Origin of the sequence: Nostoc sp. UIC 10607 (assembly GCF_047228265.1) — a bacterium.
GTDB classification, from domain to species: domain Bacteria; phylum Cyanobacteriota; class Cyanobacteriia; order Cyanobacteriales; family Nostocaceae; genus Nostoc; species Nostoc foliaceum_A.
The window spans coordinates 1-908 of sequence record NZ_JBIQNW010000209.1 but is presented as its reverse complement, the minus strand read 5'-3'; the positions used below and the strand labels follow the sequence as shown (position 1 = coordinate 908).

1 protein-coding gene is annotated in these 908 nt (G+C 46.3%); it reads left to right on the top strand.

All coding sequences use genetic code 11. The features are described 5' to 3' along the window. Window position 1 precedes the first annotated feature (1 nt). Complete coding sequence (trpA, locus tag ACEYW6_RS36435; protein ID WP_412983643.1) at window positions 2-853, top strand: tryptophan synthase subunit alpha; 852 nt, start codon at window positions 2-4, stop codon at window positions 851-853. Window positions 854-908: the final 55 nt, after the last annotated feature.

Here is a 908-nt window from a genome sequence, read left to right as displayed (position 1 = left end):
TATGACTTCTATCTCCGACTCCTTTAAAACTTTACGCGTTAGCAAAGCTCCTGTGCAGGAGGCTCGCCAACAGTGTGCTTTAATCCCGTTTATCACAGCAGGCGATCCGAACTTAGAAACCACCGCCGAAGCAATACGTATCTTAGATCGCAACGGTGCAGACTTTATCGAGTTGGGCATTCCCTACTCCGACCCCCTCGCAGATGGGCCTGTAATTCAAGCCGCAGCAACCCGCGCTTTGCAAAAAGGCACCAAATTAGAGCAAGTGCTAGAGATGTTGCACACAGTAATTCCCAGCATAAAAGCGCCGATAATTCTATTTACTTACTACAATCCGATTTTGCATCGGGGTATTAAGACATTTTTGGCGCAAATTGCCGCTGCTGGGGTACAAGGATTGGTAGTACCAGACTTACCCTTAGAAGAAGCAGAAGAATTAATCCAGACTGCTGCATCTTTCGGAATTGAGGTAATTTTGCTCGTAGCTCCCACCAGTTCTAAAGATAGGATTTTAGCGATCGCTCGTCAATCTCAAGGTTTTATCTATCTAGTAAGCGTCACAGGCGTTACAGGTATCCGCGCTCAAATCCAAGACCGCGTAAAAGATTTAATTACCGACTTGCGAAGCGTCACCGATAAACCCATCGGCGTTGGTTTTGGCATCTCAGGACCAGAACAAGCACATCAAGTAATGGAATGGGGAGCAGATGCAGTGATTGTTGGTAGCGCCTTCGTCAAACGTTTAGCAGAAGATAACCCAACTGAAGGATTGCAAGCTGTAGAACAACTCTGTCAGGAACTCAAAGCAGCAATTACCCCAGTATCCCTGCAACAAGTTGGTTCTGCAAAGTAAAAAACCTCTCTCTTCTCTCTGCGTCCTCTGCGCCTCTGTGGTTCGATAAAAAAAA